This window comes from Streptococcus sp. GP0011, assembly GCF_030546305.1.
Lineage (GTDB): Bacteria > Bacillota > Bacilli > Lactobacillales > Streptococcaceae > Streptococcus.
Window position 1 is genome coordinate 25251 of record NZ_JAUONR010000008.1, and the last position, 26288, is coordinate 51538.

General features: G+C 42.0%; 27 protein-coding genes. 23 read left to right on the plus strand and 4 right to left on the minus strand.

All coding sequences use genetic code 11. The annotated features are described in order from the left end of the window. Positions 1-30: 30 nt before the first annotated feature. Both Q4443_RS08655 and Q4443_RS08660 read left to right on the plus strand, forming a co-directional pair. A complete protein-coding gene (locus Q4443_RS08655) occupies positions 31-1422 on the plus strand; it encodes a Cof-type HAD-IIB family hydrolase (RefSeq protein ID WP_000453126.1) in 1392 nt (463 codons plus the stop codon). Positions 1423-1916: 494 nt separating this feature from the next. After that, on the plus strand, positions 1917-3893 hold the full coding sequence (locus Q4443_RS08660; protein ID WP_049477752.1) for a cell wall protein: 1977 nt from the start codon (positions 1917-1919) through the stop codon (positions 3891-3893). A gap of 121 nt (positions 3894-4014) precedes the next feature. Here Q4443_RS08660 and Q4443_RS08665 read toward each other — a convergent pair whose 3' ends face one another. Continuing rightward, the gene (locus Q4443_RS08665) at positions 4015-4467 is read right to left on the minus strand and encodes a universal stress protein (RefSeq protein WP_000079161.1); all 453 of its coding nucleotides are present in this window, start codon (positions 4465-4467) and stop codon (positions 4015-4017) included. Positions 4468-4634: 167 nt separating this feature from the next. Between Q4443_RS08665 and Q4443_RS08670 the strand changes: the two genes are divergently transcribed. The 3 genes from Q4443_RS08670 to rpmH all read left to right on the plus strand — a co-directional run bounded on the left by Q4443_RS08670 (position 4635) and on the right by rpmH (position 6571). Further along, a complete protein-coding gene (locus Q4443_RS08670; protein WP_000679224.1) occupies positions 4635-4934 on the plus strand; it encodes a hypothetical protein in 300 nt (99 codons plus the stop codon). 143 nt (positions 4935-5077) lie between these two features. After that, entirely contained in the window at positions 5078-6292 is a 1215-nt protein-coding gene (locus Q4443_RS08675) for a pyridoxal phosphate-dependent aminotransferase (protein WP_000666454.1), read from the plus strand. A gap of 144 nt (positions 6293-6436) precedes the next feature. Then, on the plus strand, positions 6437-6571 hold the full coding sequence (rpmH, locus tag Q4443_RS08680) for a 50S ribosomal protein L34 (protein WP_000831905.1): 135 nt from the start codon (positions 6437-6439) through the stop codon (positions 6569-6571). A 181-nt stretch (positions 6572-6752) separates the two neighbouring features. Here the strand turns inward: rpmH and Q4443_RS08685 are convergent, their stop codons facing one another. Continuing rightward, positions 6753-8597, minus strand: a complete 1845-nt coding sequence (locus Q4443_RS08685) for an APC family permease (RefSeq protein WP_049519775.1) — start codon at positions 8595-8597, stop codon at positions 6753-6755. Positions 8598-8748: 151 nt separating this feature from the next. Here Q4443_RS08685 and Q4443_RS08690 point away from each other — a divergent pair, with 151 nt between their 5' ends. From Q4443_RS08690 to pflA, 15 genes are all read left to right on the plus strand, one after another. Beyond that, positions 8749-9522 (plus strand): TatD family hydrolase, encoded by a 774-nt coding sequence (locus Q4443_RS08690; RefSeq protein WP_049519773.1) that lies wholly within the window; start codon positions 8749-8751, stop codon positions 9520-9522. Then, the gene (gene rnmV / locus Q4443_RS08695; RefSeq protein WP_049519771.1) at positions 9522-10085 is read left to right on the plus strand and encodes a ribonuclease M5; all 564 of its coding nucleotides are present in this window, start codon (positions 9522-9524) and stop codon (positions 10083-10085) included. The genes Q4443_RS08690 and rnmV overlap by 1 nt, the downstream gene beginning before the upstream one ends. An 11-nt stretch (positions 10086-10096) precedes the next feature. Beyond that, positions 10097-10951 carry an SDR family NAD(P)-dependent oxidoreductase gene (locus tag Q4443_RS08700; RefSeq protein ID WP_049519770.1) on the plus strand — a complete coding sequence of 285 codons (855 nt, stop codon included), beginning with the start codon at positions 10097-10099 and terminating at the stop codon, positions 10949-10951. A 234-nt stretch (positions 10952-11185) separates the two neighbouring features. Beyond that, positions 11186-12577, plus strand: coding sequence for an SseB family protein (locus tag Q4443_RS08705; protein WP_049500572.1), 1392 nt, complete (start codon positions 11186-11188; stop codon positions 12575-12577). Positions 12578-12584: 7 nt separating this feature from the next. Next, positions 12585-12881: a hypothetical protein gene (locus Q4443_RS08710; RefSeq protein WP_049500571.1), complete on the plus strand. Its 297-nt coding sequence runs from the start codon at positions 12585-12587 to the stop codon at positions 12879-12881. A 157-nt stretch (positions 12882-13038) separates the two neighbouring features. After that, positions 13039-13875 carry a dimethyladenosine transferase gene (locus Q4443_RS08715; protein WP_049519795.1) on the plus strand — a complete coding sequence of 279 codons (837 nt, stop codon included), beginning with the start codon at positions 13039-13041 and terminating at the stop codon, positions 13873-13875. Positions 13876-13887: 12 nt separating this feature from the next. Next, positions 13888-14760 (plus strand): 16S rRNA (adenine(1518)-N(6)/adenine(1519)-N(6))-dimethyltransferase RsmA, encoded by an 873-nt coding sequence (gene rsmA / locus Q4443_RS08720; protein ID WP_049519769.1) that lies wholly within the window; start codon positions 13888-13890, stop codon positions 14758-14760. 1 nt (position 14761) lies between these two features. Further along, positions 14762-15640, plus strand: coding sequence for a ribosome small subunit-dependent GTPase A (rsgA, locus tag Q4443_RS08725; protein WP_049519793.1), 879 nt, complete (start codon positions 14762-14764; stop codon positions 15638-15640). Positions 15641-15650: 10 nt separating this feature from the next. Beyond that, positions 15651-16307: a ribulose-phosphate 3-epimerase gene (gene rpe / locus Q4443_RS08730; protein WP_049519767.1), complete on the plus strand. Its 657-nt coding sequence runs from the start codon at positions 15651-15653 to the stop codon at positions 16305-16307. Beyond that, positions 16270-16932, plus strand: a complete 663-nt coding sequence (locus Q4443_RS08735; protein WP_049519765.1) for a thiamine diphosphokinase — start codon at positions 16270-16272, stop codon at positions 16930-16932. Before rpe ends, Q4443_RS08735 begins: the two co-directional genes overlap by 38 nt. Before the next feature lies 1 nt (position 16933). Next, positions 16934-18196, plus strand: coding sequence for a DNA recombination protein RmuC (gene rmuC / locus Q4443_RS08740; protein ID WP_049519764.1), 1263 nt, complete (start codon positions 16934-16936; stop codon positions 18194-18196). Then, on the plus strand, positions 18186-19127 hold the full coding sequence (locus Q4443_RS08745) for a 3'-5' exoribonuclease YhaM family protein (protein ID WP_049519762.1): 942 nt from the start codon (positions 18186-18188) through the stop codon (positions 19125-19127). Before rmuC ends, Q4443_RS08745 begins: the two co-directional genes overlap by 11 nt. A 104-nt stretch (positions 19128-19231) precedes the next feature. Then, the gene (gene purR, locus Q4443_RS08750; RefSeq protein ID WP_002874197.1) at positions 19232-20059 is read left to right on the plus strand and encodes a pur operon repressor; all 828 of its coding nucleotides are present in this window, start codon (positions 19232-19234) and stop codon (positions 20057-20059) included. Between the two features lie 66 nt (positions 20060-20125). Further along, positions 20126-21382 carry a diaminopimelate decarboxylase gene (locus Q4443_RS08755; RefSeq protein WP_049519759.1) on the plus strand — a complete coding sequence of 419 codons (1257 nt, stop codon included), beginning with the start codon at positions 20126-20128 and terminating at the stop codon, positions 21380-21382. Between the two features lie 121 nt (positions 21383-21503). Continuing rightward, on the plus strand, positions 21504-22298 hold the full coding sequence (gene pflA / locus Q4443_RS08760; protein WP_001288281.1) for a pyruvate formate-lyase-activating protein: 795 nt from the start codon (positions 21504-21506) through the stop codon (positions 22296-22298). 71 nt (positions 22299-22369) lie between these two features. Here pflA and yidC read toward each other — a convergent pair whose 3' ends face one another. Together yidC and Q4443_RS08770 are read right to left on the minus strand one after the other, a co-directional pair. Then, positions 22370-23299: a membrane protein insertase YidC gene (yidC, locus tag Q4443_RS08765; protein WP_049519792.1), complete on the minus strand. Its 930-nt coding sequence runs from the start codon at positions 23297-23299 to the stop codon at positions 22370-22372. A gap of 77 nt (positions 23300-23376) precedes the next feature. After that, positions 23377-23655: an acylphosphatase gene (locus Q4443_RS08770; RefSeq protein WP_001174610.1), complete on the minus strand. Its 279-nt coding sequence runs from the start codon at positions 23653-23655 to the stop codon at positions 23377-23379. Between the two features lie 33 nt (positions 23656-23688). Between Q4443_RS08770 and Q4443_RS08775 the strand changes: the two genes are divergently transcribed. From Q4443_RS08775 to asnA, 3 genes are all read left to right on the plus strand, one after another. Further along, a complete protein-coding gene (locus Q4443_RS08775; protein WP_049519758.1) occupies positions 23689-24429 on the plus strand; it encodes an RNA methyltransferase in 741 nt (246 codons plus the stop codon). A 54-nt stretch (positions 24430-24483) separates the two neighbouring features. After that, on the plus strand, positions 24484-25167 hold the full coding sequence (locus Q4443_RS08780) for a Bax inhibitor-1/YccA family protein (protein ID WP_001076865.1): 684 nt from the start codon (positions 24484-24486) through the stop codon (positions 25165-25167). A 109-nt stretch (positions 25168-25276) separates the two neighbouring features. Then, on the plus strand, positions 25277-26269 hold the full coding sequence (gene asnA / locus Q4443_RS08785) for an aspartate--ammonia ligase (RefSeq protein ID WP_000747998.1): 993 nt from the start codon (positions 25277-25279) through the stop codon (positions 26267-26269). The last annotated feature ends 19 nt before the right edge of the window (positions 26270-26288 follow it).

Below are 26288 nucleotides of genomic sequence, written 5' to 3' on the forward strand. Positions count from 1 at the left end.
TTGTAACACAAAAGGGGAGAATGGGACAGGATGGAAGTCAAGGCTGTTTTTTTTGATATCGATGGAACGCTAGTCAACGATCGCAAGAGTGTTTTGAAATCCACTAAGGACGCGATTAAGATTGTCAAAGAGCAAGGAGTGCTTGTTGGAGTAGCGACAGGACGAGGGCCGTTTTTTGTCAAGGAATTGATGGAAGACTTGGACCTAGACTTTGCGGTGACCTACAATGGCCAATACATTTTTAATAAAGAAAAGGTACTCTTTGCAAGCCCAATCGCTAAGTCAAGCCTACGTCAACTGATTGCTTATGCTAAAAAGGAGCGTAAAGAAATCGCTCTTGGAACCGAGCATGCCGTTGTTGGTTCGAAAATTATGTCATTTGGTCTCGGCTCCTTTTCTCAACTGGTTAGTCGTTTTATTCCGACTGTTCTGACAAGAACTGTTAGCCGTTCCTTTAATCGGATGGTCAGCAGGGCAGTTCCTCAAAAGGAAGACGACTTGCTTAACTTGATTAACCAACCCATTTATCAAGTTTTGATGCTGATGACGCCAGAAGAATCTGAGAAGGCAGCAGCTGATTTTGACGACTTGAAATTGACTCGAAGCAATCCTTTTGCTGCAGATATCATTAACCAAGGAAATTCCAAACTAGAAGGCATTCGCCGAGTTGGGAAAGAATATGGATTTGATCTCAACCAAGTCATGGCCTTTGGTGATTCAGATAACGACCTGGAAATGTTAGCGGGTGTTGGTATGTCGGTTGCTATGGGAAATGGCAGTAGCAGTGCCAAAGAGGTTGCTAAACACATTACAGCAAGCAATCAACAAGATGGCATCCACAAGGCGCTTGAGCACTTTGGCGTTTTAGCTTCAGAAAAAGTGTTTGTCAGTCGGGACTACCACTTTAATAAAGTCAAGACCTTCCACCACATGATGGATGAACGAACTCAGGAAGAGCCACAGGCATGGGATGCCGAAGGTGCAACCCACCGCGCAGACTTTAAAATTGAAGAATTAGTAGAGTTTGTCCGCGCTGCAAGTTCTTCAGAGGAAGAATTTCAAGACTCCCTTGCAAGCATGCATGAGGCACTTGATAAGGCGGCAGAGAAAGTGGCGAAAAAGACACCTGCTAAGCAAAATCTGGTCGGTCAAGTGGATGCTTTGATCGACACACTGTATTTCACGTACGGCAGTTTTGTTTTGATGGGAGTGGATCCAGAACGCATTTTTGATATTGTCCATGAAGCAAATATGGGGAAGCTCTTCCCTGATGGAAAAGCTCATTTTGACCCAGTTACGCACAAGATTTTAAAACCGGATGACTGGGAAGAAAAATATGCTCCAGAACCTGCCATCCGACAGGAACTACAACGTCAGTTTAAAGCTTATGAGCGACATAAAGAAAGAAAAAATAAAAAATAAGAGAAAATTCTTTTCCCTGGATGAAAAATTCGGGGATTTTTTGAGCGGAAAAACCGAACAATTTTATATATATCACTAATTATTATTAGCATATTTATACTAGAAAAAGAAAAGAAAAAATGAAAAGATAGTGAAAATAAAGCAACAAGAAATTACATTTCTTACAAAGAATAGTTAAAAAGCTAGATATATTAGTAATATATCTAGCTTTTCTTTTGAAAAACATCAAAAAAAGCAAGTCAAATTATTTGATGTTTGAAAGTTGATGTGTTAGAATAAATTCAGAAAGCGAATAAATATAAAATACTCATGCTACTATGATATGCTCTTTTTAAAGACAGAAAGTCAACTTGTTTATTTCAGGCCTGTTAACAAGTTGATGTGAGGAGTTCACTCTAGCTTTGAGGTTTAGTTATAAAATTGTGCACAATTGCTTTCCAAATTTTTATTATTTTAATTTTCAAGTTTAAAAATTAGAGAATTAAGAGGTTGAAATGAAGAAAAAATATACCTATTTGACAGCTTCTGTTTTAACAGCTGTAACAATGCTTCCAACTTTTGCACCAAGTGAAGCTCACGCTGCTTACAATTGGAATGGAAATAATAGTTACTATACAAGAACTAGCCGCCGTTCAAGCAATCGTACTTCTAACCGTACTACTGCAAATCGTAGTCGCACATCAAACTATACTGTAAGAAGTTATGGCTACAACAGTTATTACCCAAGCTATAACTATGGCTACAATAGCTACTACCCAAGCTATAACTATGGATATGGTAGCTATTATCCAAGTTACAACTACGGTTACAATAATTGGAATAACTACTATGGCTATGACAACAGTAGCAACTACTATGGTTATAACTATTGGAATAATTACAACAACCTTGCTAGCGATGAAAACTATATTTACTGGAATGGCAATCACTACTACCGTATGAACGATGGTAGCTACCGTATTTATCGTAACGGTCAGTGGAAACCTTTGACAAACAATAGTAACAACAACTCATCTACTAACAACTTGGAAAACGATCCGCACTATCGTTACGAAAATGGGTACCATTACTATGTATTGGACAATGGTGATTATTACTACTACCAAAATGGTAAGTGGGTATTGGTGAAAGATTCTGCTGAGCCAACACCAGCACAACCGGCAACACCTGCTGAACCAAAACCAGAACAACCAACAACTCCGGTTGAGCCAGCACAACCAAGTCAACCTGAAGTTCCTGCTCCAACACCAGCAGAACCAGAGACTCCAACACCAGCACCTAGTGATAAACCTGAAGAGCCAACAACACCAACTGAGCCACAACCAGCACAACCAGCAACTCCAAGTGTTGATCTACCAGAAAACCCACCAATTAATGGTGCTGATAGTGAATTTGACCCATTTAAGCCATCTACAGAAACGCCAGCGGAACCAAAACCAGAAACACCAGCAACTCCAGCTATCCCAACAACACCAGGTTTGGTAACGACTGATGAACCAAGTGAAAACCAAATCCCTGATTATGTTGAAAAACCAGCTGAAGGATTGGAACACTTGGCTTGGGCACCAAATGGACAAACTCCAAAATTGGTTTACCCACCAGGTAAACCAGGTGATGCAGTCCTCAAGAATGATAAAAACTACTACTTCGACGGTAGTGCACATTACTACTATGTACCATCTAACTCAGAGCGTACAGGTTACTCAGCATACTGGAAGTGGCTTGGAGGAAAATGGAAACTTCAAGGGATGACTGATCCAAACGATCCAGCTCGTGATCCAAAACTTCACGAAAACACTGCTGATGACGAGTACATGTACAGTGACAAGAACTCAAGCGTGAAACTTTACTCAACTAACTTGGTAACGACTGCTAAAGCAGGTCAAGCATTGCCATTCAAGAATGTTGAAGAGTTCAAAAACTATGTCATCGAAAAAATGAATCCTAAGTTCCTTGATAACTCTGGTTGGGATGCTAAAGTTGAGTGGGAAATCGAAGATCCAGAAATCTTTGAGAAGACGAAAGAAAACCCATACGCTAAGGACTATGTCTTGATTGCAAATCTCAAGAGTGGTGTCGAAGACAAGAAATACAGTGATGTAGAATTTGGCTATGTGAAGTTTGTTTACCGTGTTGAAGCAACAAACGATACAAACTATGACTATGTTTCAAAAGCGAAAGAAGCTTTCGCTAAAATCAATGAAGAGCGTAAAGCTCAAGGATTGAAAGAATTGACTTGGTCTGAAGACATTTATCAAAATCAAGCACTTCCAAAAGTAAATGAAATTTCACGTCAATACGATAGTACAGGCTTTGTGGGACGTCGTGATGAAGATGCTGCTGTTGTCGTTAAGAAATGGGCAAACAGTGGTTTGAGAGACTTGCTTCTCGATCCGAATGTCACTGAAGGAGCTGTAGCAGCAGTAGTTGATGGAAACGGTGTATACTACTGGGCATACAGTTACAAATAATTCAATCTTTTGAGATTGACTACTTTCTAAATAAGATTGAGGCTTTAAACTATTGTTTAAAGCCTTTTTCTGACCCAATCAGGACAAACAAAAAGGAGCTCAAGGCTCCCTTTTTTAATGTTTACAATGTTTTTTCTCTTTCTCTCACGACCAGTAAATCGACTTTTGCATGGCGGAGAATGTACTCAGATGAAGAGCCAACCAAGAGGCGTTCAAAGGCATTGAGCCCTGTTGCACCAACGAGAATCAGGTCGACATTTTCTGCGTCTGGAATAGTACGGGCAAGGAGGGTTTTTGGATTTCCCATTTCGATGACGATGTGAATATCGGTCACACCAGCATCTCTTGCACGCTTTTCGTACTCCTTCATCAGACTTTCAGCATCGACTTGGAGTTCTTCGTAAACTTCAGCATCAAAGGTAGACACGCTTTGAAGAGCGCGTGTGTCGATAACATGAGCAATGGTGAGCTTGGATTCGTTGCGTAGAGCAGTGTAAACACCTTTGACGAAAGCCAAGTCCGCTTCTTTAGAACCATCAATTGCGACCATAACATTTTGGTAACGTTGTGCCATAATGAAACCTCCTGAAATTTTCTTACTGTTATTGTAACCCTTTTCACTAAAGAAGTAAAGTAAAAATCATATTTAAAGAAATATTATCGGAGATTCAATTTGGTGGAGATATGTTAAAATAAAAGAAAACGAGCTAGTAGGAAACACAGTAAAGGGGATGAGAAAGTATGAAAGGAACTGTTCAAGCTTCTAAAAAAATAAGTTTTCTTTATCATGGAATTATCCTTGCGTCGCTTGTAGGTGAAGTAGTGATGCTTTGGCAGCTGGAAAGAGTCATGCCCGTTCTCTATCCAGGTTTTGTTGGATTTCTTTTCTTTCACCTAGTCTACCACATCATTTTATTTGTGATTGCAAAGAGAAGTGGTCGCTTGGACTATTTGGTCACGTGGGGGCTCTTTCTCATGTTTAATCTTTTGTATGATTCTTTTATAGCGCTGATCTTTCTAGGTTTGTCTTTTGGTATGTGAGAAAATGCTTCTGTATTCTAGTTGTTTAGACGGTGAAAACCTAGTCTTTGTGAGTTTTTTCTTTGCTTACTCATTTCAGGAAACTTGTCGCAATCCCTTTCTAGTGGTATAATGTTACTATCTCTATGAATTGAGGAAACAAGATGAAAGAATATAACAAGTCTAGTAAGTTAGAGCACGTTGCCTATGATATCCGTGGTCCTGTTTTGGAAGAAGCTATGCGGATGCGAGCAAACGGAGAAAAGATTTTACGTCTGAATACAGGGAATCCAGCAGAATTTGGCTTTACAGCGCCAGACGAGGTCATTCATGACTTGATTATGAATGCGCGTGATAGTGAGGGATATTCTGATTCCAAAGGGATTTTCTCAGCCCGCAAGGCCATCATGCAGTATTGCCAACTGAAGAAATTTCCCAATGTAGACATTGATGATATCTACCTCGGAAATGGTGTCAGTGAGCTGATTGTTATGTCCATGCAAGGGCTTTTGGATAATGGCGATGAGGTCTTGGTGCCTATGCCAGACTATCCTCTCTGGACAGCCGCGGTCAGCCTAGCTGGGGGAAATGCCGTTCACTATATCTGTGATGAAGCTGCAGAATGGTACCCAGATATTGACGATATTAAGTCAAAAATTACTTCTAATACCAAGGCAATCGTCCTTATCAATCCAAATAACCCAACTGGAGCCCTTTATCCTAAGGAACTCTTGTTGGAGATTATTGAGATTGCCCGTCAAAACGATTTGATCATCTTTGCGGATGAGATTTATGACCGCATGGTGATGGATGGGCATGTGCATACGCCTGTGGCGAGCTTGGCACCTGATGTTTTCTGTGTCAGCATGAATGGTTTGTCAAAATCTCACCGTATCGCTGGTTTCCGTGTAGGATGGATGGTCTTGTCTGGTCCTAAGCACCATGTCAAGGGCTATATCGAAGGTCTCAATATGCTGTCCAATATGCGTCTTTGCTCTAACGTTTTGGCCCAGCAAGTCGTACAAACTTCACTAGGTGGGCACCAGTCAGTGGATGAATTGCTCCTTCCTGGTGGACGGATTTACGAGCAAAGAAACTTCATTTACAATGCCATCCAAGATATTCCAGGTTTGTCTGCGGTCAAGCCAAAGGCGGGTCTTTATATCTTCCCTAAAATTGACCGAAATATGTACCGCATCGATGATGATGAACAGTTCGTTCTTGATTTTTTGAAGCAGGAAAAGGTTCTCTTGGTTCATGGTCGTGGTTTTAACTGGAAGGAACCAGACCATTTCCGTATCGTTTACCTTCCTCGTGTGGACGAATTAGCGCAAATCCAAGAAAAGATGACACGTTTCTTGAGTCAGTATCGTAGATAAGGCTTTCATAGGGAAAAGCAGGAAACATTTCCTTAGAGCTATTGACAAATAGGTAAGAATCAGATAGAATAGTAAAGTATGTTTAGTAACTGATCACTTTATAGCCGGCTAAACGAATACAAAATCTATGAGGAGGTATTCATCGTGAAACGTACTTATCAACCAAGTAAACTTCGTCGTGCGCGCAAACACGGATTCCGTAACCGTATGTCAACTAAAAACGGTCGTCGCGTATTGGCAGCTCGTCGTCGTAAAGGACGCAAAGTTTTGGCTGCATAATCCAAACAAATTCAGCAAAGAAGTCAGTAGGAACTCGAGTCTACTGGCTTTTCTTTTTATCCTACATAGTGAACTGTCCACGAAATCTTCAATTTCAAATGGAACTCGTGGAGGACTCTTTTAAAAGGTCATATACAAAAAACTCAAAACCAGATATAAGTTACTGATTTTGAGTTTTTGTTTATTCTTTTAAGTGATAAGAGTAGCTAGCGATAACGACGTCTTCATGCCATCTGAGAGCGTATTTTAGTTTGAGGCTCATTTGATTGTGCAGGATATTTTGCCAAGGCTTGTTAGGGATAAACTGTGGGACAAGGACTGTAACGGTGTAGTTTTTTTGTTTAGCTTCTTGGGCGATTCGTTTGACATACTTGACGCTAGGGGTGATGATGTCGCGGTAGCTGGTATTGATATTCTTCAGAGTGATATTTGGGAAGTAATCGGCAAATTCCTGGAGGATTTCTTGGTCTTTTTCTGCCGTTTCTTTAGTAGAAATGTGCATGGCTAACACTTCGTCACCGATACTTTGAGCGTAGTTAATGGCTCCGACACTTACTCGAGTGACATTTCCTACTAGAACAAGGACAAGATTGCCGTCATAAGTGCGCTTTTCAATTCCTTCGTAGAGTCGTAGTTGTTTTGCCACTTTTTGGTAATGGCTGTGAATGGATAAAAAGAGGAAAGTTAGAACTAGGATAATTGGGAAGAATGGCCAGATATCACCCAGTCTGAAGAGGAGTAAAATGAGGACAATAGCATAACAAATGATGGCTCCTAGGATATTAGCAAAGGCAGGTTTTAAGAAGTTTGCTCCTTTTTCCTTTTTCCAATGGCGAATCATCCCAGTCTGAGATAGGGCGAAGGGAACGAAGACACCGATTGTATAAAGGGGAATAAGTCGTTCAGTATTCCCATTAAAAATGAGAAGAAGAATCATAGCCCCAAAGGCCAGAGTTAAGATACCGTTGGAGTAGCCAAGGCGATCCCCTTTTTCCATAAAAAGATGGGGCATGTACTTGTTTTTAGCCATATTGTAGGCCAGCATAGGGAAGGCTGAAAAGCCAGTATTTGCAGCTACAGCTAGAATCAAGGCTGTTGAGAACTGGAAGAGATAGTAGCTAGCATGACCAAAGAATGAATCACCAAGAATGCCCTTGGCCATTTGCGAGAGGATAGTTTCTCCATTTTGAGGTGTGATGCCCATCCAGTAGTTTAGGAAGGTAATGCCTGCAAAAAGAAAACCTAAAATCAAGGACATGATGGTCAAGGTTTGAGCAGCATTCTTTTCTTTCGGAGTTTTGAAAAATGGTACCGCATTTGAAATAGCCTCAACCCCTGTCAGAGAGGCAGAGCCACTGGTAAAGGCTCTCAATAGGAGAACGATGGAAAGACTCGGAACGGTTTGCCCAATGGTTGAAGTCGCCTGATAGTTTAGGGAACCTGTAAATAGTTGAAAGAACCCATAAAGCAAGAGAAAGACGGTACTGAAGATAAAGAGGTAGACGGGAATCATCAGAGAGCTGGCAGATTCTTTCAATCCTCTTAAATTCAAGAGCATGAGCAGACAGACTAGGAAAATAGAGATATGAAGATTATAGGGATGGAGGGCAGGGATGGCTGCAGTAATAGCATCAGCTCCAGACGCAACGGATACGGCTACTGTCAGCATATAGTCAACAAGGAGGCTGCCCCCTGCAATCAAGCCTAGTTCAGGGGAGAGATTTTCCTGAGTGACCATATAAGCCCCACCACCTTGAGGATAGGCGTGAATGATTTGACGATAGGAAATGGTCAAACTAGCGAGCAGTAAGAGGACAAAAATACCGATAGGGAGGCTCCACCAAATAGCGAGAGGAGAGAGGCTAACTAGAACGAGAATGACTTGTTCAGGTCCATAGGCAATAGAAGACAGGGCATCACTGGATAACATTGCAAGTGCCTGCATTTTTCCAAGTAATCCCCCTTCACCATCTGTGAGGGACTTGAGTGGTCGACCGATAAAGGTATATTTTAATTTTCTAAACATTTTCTTTTCCTTTGATGAAAATTTCAATAAGTGTTATTATACTGCTTTGAAAAAATGCAGTCAAGGGAGAATGATCGGTATTAGAATATTTTTACAAGCCGAGGGATGCTATTTTTGGTATAATAGATGGAAGAAAATGAGGTTAGAAGAGATGATTTTTGATACGCACACACATTTAAATGTAGAAGAATTTGCAGGACGTGAGGCAGAAGAAATCGCCTTGGCTGCTGAGATGGGTGTGACACAGATGAATATTGTTGGTTTTGATACACCGACCATTGAGCGAGCCCTAGAATTGACAGATGAGTATGAGCAACTCTACGCAACTATTGGCTGGCATCCAACGGAAGCAGGGACTTACACAGACGAGGTTGAAGCTTACTTGCTTGAAAAACTAAAACATCCCAAGGTTGTTGCTTTAGGTGAGATTGGACTGGACTACCATTGGATGACAGCACCTAAGGAAGTGCAGGAGCAGATTTTTCGTCGTCAGATTCAGCTATCTAAGGACTTGAATTTGCCCTTTGTGGTCCATACCCGTGATGCGCTAGAAGATACTTATGAGATTATCAAGAGCGAGGGCGTTGGTCCTCGTGGTGGAATTATGCACTCATTCTCAGGTTCTTTGGAGTGGGCTGAGAAGTTTGTTGAGCTTGGTATGACTATTTCTTTCTCAGGAGTGGTGACTTTTAAGAAAGTAACGGATATCCAAGAAGCTGCTAGGGAACTTCCTTTGGATAAAATCCTTGTTGAGACAGATGCCCCTTACCTAGCTCCTGTTCCTAAACGTGGCCGTGAAAACAAAACAGCCTACACACGATACGTGGTGGACTTTATCGCCGACTTGCGCGGGATGACTACTGAGGAGTTAGCCGCAGTAACAACTGCAAATGCAGAGCGTATCTTTGGATTGGACAGCAAGTGATGAAAGAAAAAATTTCCCAAGTCATCGTAGTCGAAGGACGGGATGATACAGCCAATCTTAAACGTTACTTTGATGTGGAGACCTATGAAACACGAGGTTCTGCCATTAATGACCAGGATATAGAACGCATTCAGCGCCTGCATGAACTGCATGGAGTCATTGTCTTTACAGATCCAGATTTTAATGGGGAACGCATTCGTCGCATGATTATGACGGCCATTCCAACTGTGCAGCATGCCTTTCTCAAGCGAGATGAGGCTGTTCCCAAATCCAAGTCCAAGGGACGTTCTCTGGGAATCGAACACGCCAGCTATGAAGACCTAAAAGCAGCGCTGGCTCAGGTGACAGAGCAATTTGAAAACAAGAACGAGTTTGACATCAGTCGTGGTGACTTGATTCGCCTAGGTTTCCTAGCGGGAGCAGACAGCCGTAGACGCCGAGAGTATCTAGGCGAACAGCTTCGCATCGGCTATTCCAACGGCAAGCAACTCCTCAAGCGCTTAGAGTTATTTGGGGTAACCTTGGCAGAAGTGGAAGAAGTGATGGCTAAGTATTCAGACTAACGGAGTCAGAAATGAAAAAAGTGATTATTACGGGTGGCAATAGTGGTATTGGCTATCAGGCTGCAAAACAATTAGCTGAAAAGGACTGGTCAGTGACTCTATTTTGCCGACGGAAAGAAGCTGCTGAGCAAGCCTGTAAGAAAATCCGTCAACAAACAGGAAATCCGCATGTAGATTATATCTTGGTTGATTTATCTGAGATGAAAAGTGTCAAGGAAGCGGTAGAACAGTATATCCAAAAAGAAGAGGCTTTAGATGTTTTAATTAACAATGCGGCTGATTTTGATTTGTCAGTCAAAAAGCCGATTCTTAGCAAAGACGGATTGGAAAAACAATTTGCGACCAATGTTGTCGCCCCTTTCTTGCTTTCTATCTTGTTGAAGGGTTTGTTGGAAAAGTCAAAAAGTGGTCGGATTATTAATATTTCTTCCCAAGGGCTGATGCTTTATCCCTTCATGAAGCTTGATTTTGAAAATTTAGCTGGTCAAAAACATTATAGTCCTGCCAAGACCTATTATCAGAATAAACTGGCCTTGTTGATGCTGTCGCATTATATGCGGAAACATTGGAAAGGTGTCAAGGTTCAGGCAATCCGTGTGACCAATGTCAAAGTTGATATGCGTCGCTATGATCACCTCAGCACTTTTATGAAAAATTTGTATAAAATCAAGTCAAGATTTTCAATTAGCCCGGAAGAAATGGCCAAAGTCTATACAGCCTTATCTACAGAAGATGGATATGACGGGTTTTTGTATGACGAGAAATGTAGGGAAGTAAAAGCAAATAGATTTGCTTATGAAGAAGCGGAGCAAGCAGAACTCTATTCCTTACTTGAACAACTGACCTTTTCAAGAGACAATCTATAAAGAATTAGAAAAATAAATTTTAAGCTTACTTCAATAGTGGAAAGAAATTTAGATATCGAAATCTGTTTGGAGAGTCCTGAAAAGTGATAACAATAACCAGATAACCCGAAAATATAAGGGGAATGTGTTACAATAGAGGTAATAGCATATGCTTCAACTATGCTCAATACCATGCCTGATAAAAAAAGATAATTGATAAAATCAGCACTTGGGTGAAATTAATGAGGAAAAGCAATGGGAATTTTTGATTTTTTTAAAAAGACAGAAGCACAGAAGACAACAGAAGAAACCAAAGGAGATGCTTGTCTAGGAGTTTTGGGGTTCTTTCCAATGAAAGAAAAGAGGGAATTACTGATTGCTGCGACTTTGGAAGGGAGTTTGACAGTTGGTGATCGTCTTCAGTTTTGCAATCCTGATCAAGGTATGGATACTCTTGAAACTGTAGTTGTAAAAAAACTTACTTGCCAAAACAAAGATGTGAATTCCCTTAGCGATGAGGAGTTAGTTTATCTAGAAATCGATATGCTTCCCTCTCTAGCTAAGTTAAAAAAGGGAAGTGTGCTCTATAGTCCTGGTGTAGATGAAAAAAAGCGTTTATCTAGCTATGCTTATGCTCTCTATCGAGCTTTTGTGACTATTCAAGAAGGTAAAGTAAGCGATGAGGACTATCAGAACCTTAGTCTTGATGATAGTATCGAAATTTTACAGGCTTTTTTATGGGATTGTCGTCAAAAACCAAAAAGTGAAGAGAGCAATCAAGAAAATACTCGTAAGTCAGAGCGTCTAGCAGAAATTGTCAAGGACAAGTTGCTAGAAGCAGATTCGATTTATGCAGTTTATTCAGAAAATACTGGGGAACCTTATCTTTTCTCAACTACATATGATAGAGGTGACGAAGGCTATCTATGCACTGACCCGATGATTATGCTATTTACCCCTCGTTGGTATCATCAGTATAAGGAAACAATTGAAAACCAATTAAAAGTGGTAAAACGGATTGAAAATACGGAAGATAAAAAAGGAATTGAGAATTTTCTTGGAACAGCCTTTTACTTGAATGGTGCTTTAGGAGCATTCTTTAATACCAAAGAAGTTAGTATAAGTTCTTCTATTTTAGTTCAAAAACCAGATTTTTCAGGCTTGCCAGAGATACAAGTTCCTGTTATGAACCCTGATATTGTGAGATGGATGCTTTTGATGGGACAGATGGATAGACCGACTACAGAAGAGGAAGAATTAATTTATAAACTCTATTATAAGTTCTTTTCAATGGCAATGCCAAAAGCTAAATTCCTTCTTCCTATAAATGCATCATCAGGATTTCCTGAACCTAGTCAGGAAAGTAATGCTCATGTTTTAGAAGAATCTGCTACATTTAATCTTCCGACTAGAGAAGGAAAAAATGGACGAAATTCGGTTTCAGTTTTTACGGATTGGAAACGTTTGCGAATGGTTTTCGATGAAAATTGGAGCGCTATGATTGAAAACGCTGGAGGCATGATTGAAATCTTTGACTATGCCATTAACCAGACTGAGTATTATAAAGCGGGTGTTTATGTCAGTGACAAAGCGTTTAAAGAAATGCAACAGTTCAGTGAGGAACTAGAAGGAAGAGCTAAAGGTTGATCAAGGGATGAAAATAATCGTTGATAGAGAGTCTATCTGTATGGGTGATGATGTTCTGCCTCACAAGGTAGAACTTGAAGTTCCTGAGGACATAACAGTAGAGGAATTTTGTGATTTTCTTCAAAAGGACAGATATTTGCCTAGATTGGATACAGAGTGGCTTCTCCGACATGGTGGGCAGACAATAACAAGCTATCATACAGAAACAAAAGAACTGACGAATCCCAATATCTATTTAAAAGACCTGATTCATCAGACTTCTAGAGGAAACGAATTTGTTTGGATATATCGCCGTTCCTATTAGAAAAGAGAATAAATGATTTTCTTAAAAGATAATGAATGAAAATTAGAACAATATGCATTGATTTTTTGACAACAAGAGGCAATCTAAACAGTTGGCCCTGTTTGGAGTGACTTTGACGGAAGACAAAGCCTTCATAAAAATGGTGAAAGGAAACGATATGGCAAATAGAAGCTATATTTATTTAAAAAACGGGAAAGACGTACGTATTTTAACAGAGGGAGTTTACACCATTCCTTATTTTTGGCAATTATTTTGGGATGAAAAAGATGTGCGAATGCCTAATATTCTATGGAAAAAATTTAATATCTTACTTCCTATTGAAAAATTTCAGAAAAAGGCCACCCAAAACCGCTCCTTTTTAGAAAAGAACGCTCCTCAGACCTTGCAACTATATGATGATTTTGTTCGCTATATTCTTGCAAATGTCAAAGCAGGTGACATGCTAGGATTTGATGTTTTAGAAGTTGCTGATATGGATGGATTGACTACAGCTTCGCGTAAGCTTATAAAAAATATCCGAGCCATTCAGGAAAATCAACCCCAAGAATTGGATTTTTCTTTAACAGAAAAGAACGTAATTTGGTCTGCTATGGGATTTCCTGATTATTATGCCTCAAAATTATTGCCAGAAGATAATATTCTAGACTCGGTTGCATACCAAGATGAGTTGAAGAAAATGCAAGGCCCAAAAGATAATCAAGAACAAGACCAAGAAGATAATCAAGAACAAGACCAAGAAAATAATCAAGAACAAGACCAAGAAGAAAAACAAGCACAAGGTCAAGAAGAGAATCAAAAACAAGAGCAATATCAAGAAGACGATCAAGCGCAAGGCCAAGAGAATAAACAAGCACCACGCAAAGAAGATGAGCAAGTGTTCGATGAGACCGGTGCCGAATCTAAAGATGACGAGTACCATATTCCTTTGAGATTTTGGTTTCTCTTGGTGTTGGTAATTGTTTGGGTTTATAGATTGTTTTTAGCTAACAAATAGAAAAGAGAATAGATGAGAATTGCAGATTATAGCGTGACTAAGGCAGTGCTGGAGCGTCACGGCTTTACCTTTAAAAAGTCCTTCGGGCAAAATTTCTTGACGGATACCAATATCCTTCAAAAAATCGTGGATACGGCTGAAATTGATGACCAGGTTAATGTTATCGAAATCGGGCCAGGTATTGGTGCTTTGACGGAGTTTTTGGCTGAGCGTGCGGCTCAAGTCATGGCCTTTGAGATTGACCACCGTTTAGTACCAATCCTAGCAGATACTTTACGTGATTTTGACAATGTTACTGTAGTCAATGAGGACATTCTTAAGGTCGATTTGGCGCAACATATCCAGAATTTCAAAAATCCTGAATTGCCGATTAAAGTAGTAGCCAACTTGCCTTACTACATTACGACGCCTATTCTCATGCACTTGATCGAGAGTGGCATTCCTTTTAGCGAGTTTGTCGTCATGATGCAAAAAGAAGTGGCGGACCGTATCTCCGCACAGCCAAATACTAAGGCTTACGGTAGTTTGTCGATTGCGGTGCAATATTATATGACTGCTAAGGTTGCCTTCATCGTGCCTCGTACGGTCTTTGTGCCAGCCCCAAACGTGGACTCAGCCATTTTAAAAATGGTGCGTCGTCCAGAGCCTGCTGTAGCAGTGAAAGATGAGAACTTCTTCTTTAAGGTTTCCAAGGCTAGTTTCGCCCATCGTCGCAAGACCTTATGGAACAACTTAACAGGCTACTTTGGCAAAACTGATGAAGTCAAGGATAAGCTGACCAAGGCTTTGGACCAAGCAGGTTTGTCACCATCTGTGCGTGGAGAAGCACTTAGCTTGGAAGAATTTGCTAGCCTTTCAGATGCGCTCAAAGGACAAGGACTCTAAGATGCAGGGACAAATCATTAAAGCCTTGGCAGGATTCTACTATGTGGAGAGTGAGGACCAGGTCTATCAAACACGCGCGCGTGGGAATTTTCGTAAAAAAGGCCACACGCCCTATGTTGGGGATTGGGTAGACTTTTCTGCGGAGGAAAATTCAGAAGGTTATATTCTCAAGATTCACGAACGGAAAAACAGTCTCGTCCGTCCTCCTATTGTCAATATTGACCAAGCCGTGGTGATCATGTCCGCCAAGGAACCTGACTTCAACAGCAACTTGTTGGATCGTTTCTTGGTTCTTTTGGAACACAAGGGAATCCATCCCATCGTCTATATTTCCAAAATGGACTTGCTGGAAGATAGAGGAGAACTGGATTTTTACCAGCAGACTTACGGTGCCATTGGTTACGACTTTGTGACTAGTAAAGAAGAACTTTTGCCTTTGTTGACAGGAAAAGTGACGGTCTTTATGGGACAGACAGGTGTTGGAAAATCAACCCTCCTCAATAAAATCGCACCGGACCTCAATCTTGAAACAGGAGAAATTTCAGACAGTCTAGGTCGTGGTCGCCATACTACTCGAGCTGTTAGTTTTTACAACCTCAATGGGGGTAAAATCGCGGACACACCAGGCTTTTCATCACTGGATTATGAAGTGTCAACGGCTGAAGACCTCAATCAGGCCTTTCCAGAGATTGCCAGTGTTAGTCGAGACTGCAAGTTCCGTACTTGTACCCATACCCATGAGCCGTCCTGTGCGGTTAAGCCGGCTGTTGAAGAAGGAATCATTGCATCCTTCCGTTTTGATAACTACCTGCAATTTCTCAGTGAGATTGAAAATCGCAGAGAAACCTATAAAAAAGTCAGTAAAAAAATTCCAAAATAAGGAGAAACCTATGTCTCAATACAAGATTGCTCCGTCAATTCTGGCAGCAGATTATGCCAACTTTGAACGTGAAATCAGACGCCTAGAAGCAACTGGTGCAGAATATGCCCATATCGATATTATGGATGGTCACTTTGTACCGCAAATCAGTTTTGGTGCAGGTGTGGTCGAAGCTCTTCGTCCTCATAGCAAGATGGTCTTTGACTGCCACTTGATGGTAGCTAATCCAGAGCATCATCTAGAAGACTTTGCGCGTGCAGGAGCGGATATCATCAGTATCCATGTAGAAGCAACGCCTCATATCCATGGCGCCCTCCAAAAAATTCGCTCTCTCGGTGTTAAACCTTCGGTTGTTATCAATCCTGGGACACCTGTCGAGGCGATCAAGCACGTCCTTCACCTAGTTGACCAAGTCTTAGTCATGACAGTGAACCCTGGATTTGGCGGTCAAGCCTTTCTGCCTGAAACCATGGACAAGGTTCGTGAGTTGGTTGCCCTTCGTGAGGAAAAAGGTTTGAACTTTGAGATCGAAGTCGATGGTGGTATTGATGACCAGACCATTGCTCAGGCCAAAGAAGCTGGAGCAACCGTTTTTGTAGCAGGGTCTTATGTCTTTAAGGGAGATGTCAATGAACGAGTGCAAACTCTCAGAAAACAATTGGACTAGGGTTGCCGTTTTTGCCGGCGGAGATCGCGGTCATTATCGGACGGATTTTGATTGCTTTGTCGGTGTGGATCGAGGCTCGCTCTGGGTCTTGGAAGAAGACCTTCCTCTCACTCTAGCAGTTGGAGATTTTGATTCGGTGACTGCAGACGAACGTCAGATGATTCAAAAACGTGCCCAACATTTTGTTCAAGCCCAGCCAGAAAAAGATGATACAGATCTGGAATTGGCTCTCTTAACCATCTTTGAGCAACATTCTCAGGCTCAGGTGACTATTTTTGGGGCTTTGGGTGGTCGTATTGATCATATGCTGGCTAATGTCTTCCTGCCTAGCAATCCCAAGTTGGCCCCCTATATGCGCCAGATAGCGATTGAGGATGGGCAAAATGTGATTGCCTATTGTCCAGAAGGAACCAGTCAGCTAGAGCCCCGTTCAGACTACGATTATCTAGCCTTTATGCCTGTTCGGGATAGCCAGCTGACTATTCTTGGTGCCAAGTACGAATTGACAGAGGAGAATTTTTTCTTTAAAAAAGTGTACGCTTCTAACGAATATATAGATAGGGAAGTTTCGGTGACTTGCCCTGATAGCTATGTGGTTGTCTTGCATAGCAAGGACAGGAGGTAGGATGGAGACTGTATTACTATTATTATTATTATTAATTGCCAACCTAGCTGGGCTCTTTCTCATTTGGCAAAGGCAGGATAAGCAAGACAAGTACCTAGCCAAGAGCTTGGAGGATCAGGCAGACAATCTTTCAGACCAACTGGATTATCGCTTTGAACAAGCTAGGCAAGCCAGTCAGCTGGATCAAAAAGACTTGGAAGTGGCTGTCAGCGACCGTTTGCAGGAAGTGCGAATCGAATTGCACCAAGGCTTGACTCAAGTCCGTCAAGAAATGACAGATAATCTCCTTCAAACCAGAGATAAGACCGACCAACGCCTTCAAGCCCTGCAGGAGTCCAATGAGCAACGTTTGGAACAAATGCGTCAAACTGTCGAGGAAAAGTTAGAAAAGACCTTGCAGACGCGCTTGCAGGCTTCCTTCGAGACAGTTTCCAAGCAACTGGAGTCTGTCAATCGAGGTTTGGGAGAAATGCAGACAGTTGCCCGTGATGTCGGAGCTCTTAACAAGGTTCTCTCTGGAACCAAGACGCGAGGAATTCTGGGCGAATTGCAACTGGGGCAAATCATCGAAGACATCATGACACCAGCCCAGTACGAACGAGAATTCGCAACTGTTGAAAACTCTAGCGAGCGAGTAGAGTACGCCATCAAGTTACCTGGCCAAGGCGACCAGGAATACGTCTATCTACCAATTGACTCTAAGTTTCCACTGGCGGATTACTACCGCTTGGAAGAAGCCTATGAAGCAGGCGATAAGGACGAGATCGAACGCTGTCGCAAGTCACTCCTAGCAAGCGTCAAGCGCTTTGCCAAGGATATCAAGAGCAAGTACATAGCGCCACCTCGGACGACCAATTTTGGAGTCTTGTTTGTTCCGACAGAAGGTCTTTATTCAGAAATCGTCCGCAATCCGGTCTTCTTTGATGATTTGAGACGGGAGGAGCAGATTATTGTCGCTGGTCCAAGTACCCTATCAGCCCTGCTTAACTCTCTATCAGTTGGCTTCAAGACTCTCAATATCCAAAAGAGTGCCGACCATATCAGCAAGACTCTTGCCAGCGTCAAGACCGAGTTTGGCAAGTTCGGAGGCATTCTGGTCAAGGCACAAAAGCATCTCCAACATGCCTCTGGCAATATTGATGAATTATTAAACCGTCGTACTACAGCTATCGAGCGGACGCTCCGTCACATTGAGTTATCAGAAAGTGAGCCTGCGCTTGATTTACTCCATTTCCAAGAAGATGAGGAAGAATATGAAGATTAGTCACATGAAAAAAGATGAGCTGTTTGAAGGTTTTTACCTGATTAAGTCAGCTGACCTGAGACAGACACGAGCTGGGAAAAACTACCTAGCCTTTACCTTCCAAGACGATAGTGGCGAGATTGAAGGGAAACTCTGGGATGCCCAACCTCATAACGTTGAGGCCTTTACCGCAGGGAAAGTAGTCCACATGCAGGGACGTCGAGAAGTTTATAACAACACTCCTCAAGTCAATCAAATTACTCTCCGCTTGCCTCAGCCTGGCGAACCCAATGATCCAGCTGACTTCAAGGTCAAGTCACCAGTCGATATCAAGGAAATTCGTGACTACATGTCGCAAATGATTTTCAAGATTGAAAATCCTGTCTGGCAACGTATCGTTCGCAGTCTCTACACCAAATATGATAAGGAATTCTACTCCTATCCAGCTGCCAAGACCAACCACCATGCCTTTGAAACGGGTTTGGCTTTTCACACGGCAACCATGGTGCGCTTGGCAGATGCCATTAGCGATATCTATCCTCAGCTCAATAAGAGCCTCCTCTATGCCGGGATTATGTTGCACGACTTGGCCAAGGTTATTGAGTTGACGGGACCAGACCAGACGGAGTACACAGTGCGAGGCAATCTTCTTGGTCATATCGCTCTGATTGATAGCGAAATTACCAAGACTGTCATGGAACTAGGCATCGATGATACTAGAGAAGAAGTGGTGCTACTGCGCCATGTCATCCTCAGTCACCATGGCTTACTGGAGTATGGAAGTCCAGTCCGTCCACGCATTATGGAGGCAGAAATTATCCATATGATTGACAATCTAGATGCCAGCATGATGATGATGTCAACAGCTCTAGCTTTGGTGGACAAAGGAGAAATGACCAATAAAATCTTTGCTATGGACAATCGTTCCTTCTATAAACCAGATTTAGATTAATAATTTAAGAAAAACGAGCATTTTTTACGCAATAATGTTCGTTTTTTTATGTGAATGTGGTATAATGGATAAAATATCAAAATTAAATGGAATGGTAAATAAAAATGAAATTAAGAAGAAGTGATCGGATGGTTGTCATTTCCAACTATTTGATTAATAATCCATACAAACTAACCAGTCTCAATACCTTTGCAGAAAAGTACGAATCTGCTAAATCATCGATTTCAGAGGACATCGTGATTATCAAGCGTGCCTTTGAGGAAATCGAAATCGGTCATATTCAGACTGTGACTGGAGCAGGTGGTGGCGTTATCTTTACGCCATCAATCTCGAGTCATGAAGCCAAAGAAATGATCGCAGACTTGCGTGACAAACTTTCAGAAAGCGACCGTATCTTGCCAGGTGGCTACATCTACCTATCTGATTTGCTCAGTACACCTGCCATTTTGAAAAATATTGGGCGCATCATTGCCAAGAGCTTTATGGACCAAAAAATCGATGCTGTTATGACAGTAGCAACAAAAGGTGTGCCACTCGCAAATGCAGTTGCCAACGTCCTCAATGTTCCATTTGTCATTGTGCGCCGTGACTTGAAAATTACCGAAGGTTCAACGGTCAGCGTCAACTATGTTTCAGGTTCAAGTGGCGACCGTATTGAGAAAATGTTCCTTTCAAAACGCAGTCTCAAGGCAGGCAGTCGTGTCTTGATTGTGGATGATTTCTTGAAAGGCGGAGGAACTGTCAACGGGATGATCAGTCTCTTGCGTGAGTTCGATTCTGAACTAGCTGGTGTAGCAGTCTTTGCAGACAATGCCCAAGAAGAACGTGAAAAGCAGTTCGATTACAAGTCACTCTTGAAGGTTACCAATATTGATGTTAAGAACCAATCCATCGATGTTGAGATTGGAAATATCTTTGACGAAGACAAATAAGAGATAGAACTAAAGGTTGGAACGATTGTCCCAGCCTTTCTTTGCAAACAGAATAGAAGGATGCTTATGAAAACACCATTTATCAGCCGTGAAGATTTAGAAACAATTGTTGCAGAGTTCCCGACTCCCTTTCACTTATATGACGAGAAGGGGATTCGTGAAAAAGCAAGAGCCGTCAACCAGGCCTTTTCTTGGAATAAGGGATTCAAAGAATATTTTGCAGTTAAGGCTACTCCAACTCCAGCCATCTTGAAAATCCTCCAAGAGGAAGGTTGTGGTGTGGACTGTTCTAGTTATGTAGAGCTCTTGATGAGCCACAAACTGGATTTCCCCGGTTCTGAGATCATGTTCTCTTCAAACAATACGCCAGACCAAGAGTACGCTTATGCGCGTGAATTGGGCGCAACCATTAACTTGGATGCCTTTGAAGACATTGAACATCTGGAGCGAGTGGCAGGCATTCCAGAAACCATCTCTTGTCGTTACAATCCTGGAGGCGTTTTTGAGCTAGGAACAGACATCATGGACAATCCTGGGGAGGCCAAGTTTGGGATGACCAAGGACCAGCTTTTTGAAGCCTTTGCCATCTTGAAAGAAAAAGGAGCCAAGACATTTGGGATTCACTCTTTCCTAGCATCCAATACCGTGACTCATCTCTACTACCCAGAGTTGGCGCGTCAGCTTTTTGAATTGGCTGTTGAAATCAAGGAAAAGTTGGGTATTTCGCTAGACTTTATCAATCTTTCCGGCGGTATTGGTGTCAACTATCACCCAGACCAGGAGCCAAATGACATCGCTGTGATTGGTGAAGGAGTGCGTAAGGTTTATGAAGAAGTTCTTACACCAGCAGGACTTGGTCAGGTTAAGATTTTCACCGAATTGGGCCGCTTTATGTTAGCCCCTCACGGAGCTCTCGTCACAAGAGTCACTCATAAGAAAAAAACCTATCGTACCTATCTGGGTGTGGATGCATCAGCAGTCAACCTCATGCGTCCAGCCATGTATGGAGCCTACCACCATATCACCAATCTGACCCATCCAGATGGACCTATTGAGGTGGTAGATGTGGTTGGTTCACTCTGTGAAAACAATGATAAATTTGCAGTGAATCGCGAGCTACCTCATACAGAAATCGGTGATTTGCTAGTGATTCATGATACAGGTGCACATGGATTCTCCATGGGTTACCAGTACAATGCCAAACTACGCTCGGCAGAAATCCTCTATACCGAAGAAGGAAAAGCCCGCCAAATCCGCCGTGCAGAGCGCCCTGAGGACTATTTTGCAACCTTGTATGGTTTTGATTTTGAATCGGATCAGTAAAAGAAATTGAAAATGAAAGTGAAAAACAGATTGCTTTCTAAAAAATAGACAAAAAAACCTTGTTTTTCACCTTACTCATGATATAATAAAACTATAAAACGGTTTCAAGGAAGGTGACGATATGTCTGAAGAAACAATTGACTATGGACAAGTGACAGGAATGGTGCATTCGACAGAGAGTTTTGGGGCGGTAGATGGCCCTGGGATTCGTTTCATTGTCTTTTTGCAGGGCTGTCACATGCGTTGCCAATACTGTCATAACCCCGACACATGGGCTATGGAGACCAATAAATCACGCGAACGGACAGTAGACGATGTCTTGACAGAAGCCCTTCGCTACCGTGGCTTCTGGGGAGACAAGGGAGGAATCACTGTTAGTGGAGGAGAAGCTCTCTTACAGATTGATTTCCTAATTGCTCTCTTTACCAAGGCTAAGGAAAAAGGAATCCACTGTACCTTGGATACCTGTGCCCTTCCGTTCCGTAACAAACCACGTTATCTCGAAAAGTTTAATAAACTCATGGCGGTGACAGACTTGGTTCTCCTGGATATCAAGGAAATCAACGAAGAACAGCACAAGATTGTCACAAGCCAAACCAATAAAAACATCTTGGCCTGTGCCCAGTACCTATCAGATATCGGGAAGCCTGTTTGGATTCGCCACGTTCTCGTACCAGGATTGACAGACCGTGATGAAGATTTGATTGAACTTGGGAAGTTCGTAAAAACCCTCAAAAACGTTGACAAGTTTGAAATCCTACCTTATCATACGATGGGAGAATTCAAGTGGCGTGAACTTGGGATTCCTTATTCGCTTGAAGGGGTCAAACCTCCAACAGCAGACCGTGTCAAGAATGCCAAGGAATTGATGGATACAGAAAGTTACCAAGATTACATGAAACGTGTTCATGGATAAAAAAGAAGCCTGATGGAGACATCGGGCTTTTGTGATGCAAAAAGACTTAGCCTCTCAGCTAAGCCTTTTTCTTATTTTCTAGAATGTTGTTTACCAGCATTGCGTTTTTTATGTTTCTTATTGGTCATGATCGCAGTTGCTTGGTTTGGAGTGACATCTTTGCGTCCGCCTCCAGTTGAAAATGAACTTGCTTTTGGGGGATTTTTGGCAAATTCTTCACGAACTTTTTTGCGGAGTTTTGGACGGACAACATAGTTAACGATGAACTGTTGGAGAATCATCATGAAACCACCGACAACCCAGTAAAGCGTCACACTGGCTGGTGAGAAGAAGGAGAAGACGACAATCATGAGAGGGCTCATGTAGATCATTTTCTTAAGTTGTTCTCTTTGCATCTCGTCTTCTACTCCATGAAGTGAGAGAAGTGATTGGAGGTAGTAGAGGATACCAGCGAAAGCGACAAGGAGCAGACTTGGTGAACCAAGATCGATACCCAAGAAGGTAGAGCTAGCTACTCCATCAGTGTATTGGGCTGCAAAGTAGATAGCAGAGAAGAAAGGCATTTGAATGAGGATAGGGAAACATCCTACTCCACCGAACATGCTAATACCGTGTTCTTTCTGAGCAGCAAAGAGAGCTTGTTGAGCCTCAAGTTTTTCTTCCTGAGTTGTTGCTTCTTTGAGACGTGTTTGGTGTGGTTCGAGTACGTGTTTGAGGGCATTCATCTTTTCAGAGTGAAGTGTCGCCTTCCATGATTGGTAGATACCAAGTGGCAAGATAATCAAGCGCACGATAATGGTTACGATAATGATAGCGACCCCGAAGCCTAGTCCTTTATCAGTAGCGAAGTACTTGATAGCTTCTCCCATCGGAGCACCCAAGAAATCCCAAACGGGACCAACTGGCTTACCTGTTGCTTTGTCTACTTGGACACAGCCTGTCAAGACGAGTAGCATAGCCACTCCCATAGCAGAGAGGGCAAAACGTTTAATAGATTTCAATGTTTTCATTCCTTCTTTAAAAATTATACCTTTCTATTCTACTGTTTTTTTGTAAAATATACAATAGTTCTGGAGACCTAATTTGCAACTTTGAAGTCTGAATAGGATGAAAAGTTGCTCATCTGCACATCCAGATAGGTGACTTTTGAAAAGGGCGTTGGGCCTTTACGGATTTCTTGGATAAATTTTGCCATAGTGGCAGAAGACTCTGCCTGAGCGAGAATTTCCACTGTGCCGTCGTCGTTATTCCATACACGACCAGTGATGCCACCGATTTCAAGCGCTAGAGTAACCACACCCCAACGAAAACCAACACCCTGTACCCTGCCTTGGGCAATCATTCTAACCTTTTGCATACTAAACCCCTTTGATTGTGTTATAATATTTCTATGACTATTATAACCTCAAAAGCCAATTCAGTGGTAAAAAATGCCAAGAAATTGCATCAAAAAAAATATCGAAAGTCTGCCTATTTGATTGAAGGTTGGCACTTATTTGAAGAAGCTGTTCAAGCTGGAGTGAGGATTGAGAAGATTTTTGCTCTGGAAAGTTACCAAGATCAGTTAGCTGCTTTTCCTCAAACGGTCTGGGTTTCAGAGGAGATTTTGCGAGATTTAGCCGATACGCAAACCCCTCAAGGCATTGTCGCTGTTCTTCAAAAAGAAGAAGTGGGTCTGCCTGATTTTAGTCAAGGTAAGTTTCTATTTTTAGAAGATGTCCAAGATCCTGGTAATGTGGGTACCATGATTCGGACTGCGGACGCTGCAGGTTTTACAGGGGTCATTGTTTCAGACAAGTCAGCAGATTTATACAGTCTCAAGACCTTACGTTCCATGCAAGGAGGTCATTTTCACTTGCCCATCTATCGGATGACTCCTGCTGACTTTGTAGAAGAGGCAAAGAAGAGCAATTTGCCCATTCTAGCAACGACCTTATCCAAAGAATCCAAGGACTATCGTGAGCTTTCTCCTTTAGAAAACTTTGCTTTAGTCATGGGAAATGAAGGACAGGGGATTAGTTCTATCATGGCTGAGAGTGCTGATCAGCTGGTTCACATTGGCATGAAAGGCCGAGCAGAAAGTCTCAATGTGGCAGTTGCAGCAGGCGTTTTGATGTTTTTTTTCAGCTAATTTATAAAATCTTTGTTATAATCAAGACATATTTATAGAAAAAGGAGAATCGGAATGAATCAAACAATTATTCAAGAACGTTCAGGTCTTAATCAATTTTACGCTAAGGTTTATGCTTTTGTGGGACTTGGGATTGGTCTATCAGCTCTCGTGTCAGCTTTGATGTTGACAGTTTTTCAGTCTCAATTGATCTACTTTTTGATGCATGGTCGTCTCTGGTTGATGATTGCAACTTTTGCAGAACTTGCTCTAGTCTTTGTTGCAAGTAGCATGGCTGCAAAAAATAGCCCAGCAGCTCTCCCAGTATTTTTAGTTTATTCTGTTTTAAATGGCTTTACGCTCAGCTTTGTCGTAGCCTTCTATACACCTGGGACCGTCTTATCAGCCTTTGTATCCAGTGCCCTTCTCTTCTTTGTCATGGCGGCAATCGGAATTTTCACTAAGAAAGACTTGAGTGGAATGGGACGAGCTTTGATGGCGGCGCTTGTTGGTCTCATCATTGCTATGGTTGTGAATCTATTTTTAGCCAATAGCTTCTTTGACTACATGATTAGTATTGCCATGGTCTTGGTCTTCTCAGGTTTGATTGCTTGGGATAACCAAAAGATTCGCTATGTTTATGAGCAGTCACGAGGACAAGTAGCGACAGGTTGGGTCATCTCAATGGCGCTCAGCATCTACCTAGACTTTATCAACCTCTTCCTTAGCATCTTACGTATCTTTGGTCGAAACGATTAATGAATGACAGAGTCAGTGTTCAAAAGAGCACTGACTTTTTCTTATTTACTCTTTTCTTTTCTTGGAAATAGGTGTATAATGCTTTTAACTAATTTTTGAGGAGCTGTTTATGAAGAAAAGTTTTATTCATCAACAAGAAGAAATTTCCTTTGTCAAAAACACTTTTACCCAGTATTTGAAAGATAAGTTAGAAGTTGTTGAAGTTCAAGGTCCTATCTTGAGCAAGGTCGGAGATGGGATGCAGGACAACCTGTCAGGTGTCGAAAATCCAGTATCTGTCAAGGTTTTGCAGATTCCAGATGAAACCTATGAAGTCGTTCACTCACTTGCCAAATGGAAACGCCACACCTTAGCTCGCTTTGGTTTTGGTGAAGGTGAAGGTCTGTTTGTTCATATGAAGGCCCTTCGTCCAGACGAAGATTCGCTCGATGCGACTCACTCTGTTTATGTGGACCAGTGGGATTGGGAGAAGGTTATCCCAAATGGTCAACGCAATATCGCCTATCTTAAAGAAACAGTTGAAAAGATTTACAAGGCTATTCGTCTGACAGAGCTAGCAGTAGAAGCCCGCTATGATATCGAATCCATCTTGCCAAAACAAATCACCTTTATCCATACAGAAGAGTTGGTAGAACGTTACCCAGACTTGACACCAAAAGAGCGTGAAAATGCGATCTGTAAAGAGTTTGGTGCAGTCTTCTTGATTGGTATCGGTGGCGAGTTGCCTGATGGCAAACCTCATGACGGCCGCGCACCTGACTACGATGACTGGACAACAGAGTCTGAAAATGGCTACAAGGGGTTGAATGGCGATATTCTCGTTTGGAACGAATCTCTTGGTTGTGCCTTTGAACTTTCATCAATGGGGATTCGGGTAGATGAGGATACCCTTCGTCGCCAAGTGGCTCTTACAGGAGACGAAGATCGTCTTGAGCTGGAATGGCATAAAGCTCTGCTTAACGGCCTTTTCCCACTGACAATTGGTGGAGGTATCGGACAGTCTCGGATGGCCATGTTCCTTCTTCGTAAGAAACACATCGGAGAGGTTCAGACCAGTGTTTGGCCTCAAGAAGTTCGCGATACTTACGAAAATATTTTGTAGAGAATCGAACCGCAAGGTT